This window comes from Alcanivorax sp. HI0083 (genome assembly GCF_001635175.1).
Window position 1 is genome coordinate 1 of the sequence record NZ_LWFX01001492.1, and the last position, 2313, is coordinate 2313.

2 protein-coding genes are annotated in these 2313 nt (G+C 63.0%); both read left to right on the plus strand.

Features of this window, described 5'->3' with window-relative positions; genetic code table 11:
* On the plus strand, positions 1-822 hold an 822-nt coding region (locus A3754_RS22610), incomplete at its 5' end, for a hydrogen peroxide-inducible genes activator (RefSeq protein WP_063521401.1).
* Between the two features lie 120 nt (positions 823-942).
* A partial coding sequence (locus A3754_RS22615) for an ATP-dependent DNA helicase RecG (RefSeq protein WP_063521402.1) occupies positions 943-2313 on the plus strand: 1371 nt, incomplete at its 3' end.

A 2313-nucleotide genomic window follows, 5' to 3' on the forward strand; every position in this document is an offset into this window, starting at 1 on the left:
AGCCAACCGACCCTCAGTGCGGCTATTAAAAAGCTGGAAGAACAACTGGGCATGCCCCTGTTCGAGCGGCGCCCCCGCGAAGTGGTCGTCACCCCCCAGGCCGAGCCCATTGTCGCCCAGGCCCAGCGCGTGCTGGAACAGGCTGACCTGCTCTCCCAGATGGCCACGAGCCAACGCGACCAGCTCAGCTCGCCGCTGCGGGTCGGGGCGATCTTTACCGTCGCCCCCTATCTGTTCCCCACCATGGTGCCGCGGGTGCGCGAAGCAGCGCCGGAGATGCCGCTGTTCATCGAAGAAAATTACACCCACGTGCTGCGACGCAAGCTGGAACATGGCGAACTGGACGCTATTATCGTGGCACTGCCCTTTTCCGGTGGCGGTCTGGTACGGGCCCGCATGTACGAGGAATCCTTCTCCGTGCTCCTGCCCGGTGACCATGCCTGGACAGCGCAGAAGAAAATCGCCCCGGAACAGCTACTCGACGAATCCCTGCTACTGCTCGGCGAAGGCCACTGTTTCCGTGACCAGGTGCTGGAGCTGTGCCCGGCTATCGATTCCCAACACCAACGCAACCTGGTGCAGATCGAAGGTGGCTCCCTGGAAACCCTGCGTCATATGGTCGCCGGCGGGCTGGGCATTACCGTGCTACCCAATTCGGCCCTCCATCAGCACGGTTACAACAAGGACACCTTTGCCGTGCGGCCATTTGAAGAGCCGGTGCCCTCACGGACCATCGCCCTGGTCTGGCGCGACAGCTTTCCTCGGCCCAAGGCCATCGAAGTACTGCGCCAGGCGGTGCCCAAGGAAGGATTGTCGGGATAACGATGGGCAGGAAGGTTTCTCCCTGTAGGAGCACCTCTCGAGGTGCGAACCCTACCCAGGCAAGACGCTGGAACCCGATTCGCACCTCGAGAGGTGCTCCTACAGCGGTGTTGCCCAACCATGGCCAGTGACAGCCTCTCCAGCCTCCCCATCACCCGCCTGAAAGGCGTGGGCCCTGCTGCTGCCGAAAGGCTCGCTAAACTGGGCCTGCACAATCTGGAAGATCTGCTTTTCCACCTACCGTTTCGCTACGAAGATCGCACCCGTATTACCCCCATCGGCGGCCTGCGCCCGGAAACCGGCGTCGTCATCGAAGGGCAGGTGATGGCCGCCGATGTGATCTTCGGCCNCCGCCGTTCACTGCTGTGTAAAGTGGCCGACGGCACCGGCATGGTGACGCTACGCTTCTACCATTTCAGCGCCGCCCAGAAGAACAACCTGGAGCGCGGCAGAACCATTCGCGTGTACGGCGAGCCCCGCCCCGGCTCCGCCGGGCTGGAGTTCTACCATCCGGAATACCAGCTGGATTATGCCGACAGCGGCCTGCCGCCACTGGAAAAAGCCCTGACCCCGGTCTATCCCACCACCGATGGCGTCAGCCAGAAAACCCTGCGCAACCTGACCGGCCAGGCGCTACATTACTTGCAGGCACACCCGCCCCAGGAATTGATCCCCGCGCAATTGCTGGATCAGAGCGGATTACCCAGCCTGACCCAGGCGCTCAGCAAGCTGCATAACCCGAACCCGGATGACCCGGTGAACCTGCTGCTGGAAGGCAAGCACCCGGCGGTGAAACGTCTGGTCATGGAAGAAATGGTGGCTCACCAGTTGGGCATGCTGCAAAAACGGGCCGGACAGAAAGCCTTCCATGCCCCGCGGCTCAGCGGGCAAACGCTGTTTGAAAAACTGCAGGCCAGCCTGCCCTTTGCCCTGACCGGGGCGCAGCAGCGCGTCATCGGTGAGCTCATGGGTGACATGGCCAAGCCCCACCCCATGCTACGGCTGGTGCAGGGGGACGTGGGATCGGGCAAAACACTGGTGGCGGCAGCGGCGGCCCTCGCCGCTATCGAATCCGGTTATCAGGTGGCCCTGATGGCACCCACCGAACTGCTGGCAGAGCAACACCGGGACAATTTCCGCCACTGGCTGGCACCGCTGGGCATCGAGGTTCACTGGCTGGCCGGCAGCCTGGGCATCAAAGCCCGTCGGGAAACCAATGCGGCACTGGCTGATGGCAGCGCCCGGATTGTTGTCGGTACCCACGCCCTGTTCCAGGAAGCGGTGCAATTCCACCGGCTCGGGCTCACCATCATTGATGAGCAACACCGTTTCGGCGTGCAGCAACGCCTTTCCCTGCGCGAAAAAGGCCGCTTTGAGACCGCCAACGGCAGCCAGGTCCCCCACCAGCTAACGCTCACCGCCACCCCCATTCCCCGCACCCTGGCCATGAGCGTGTACGGCGATCTGGACACCTCGGTGATCGACGAAATG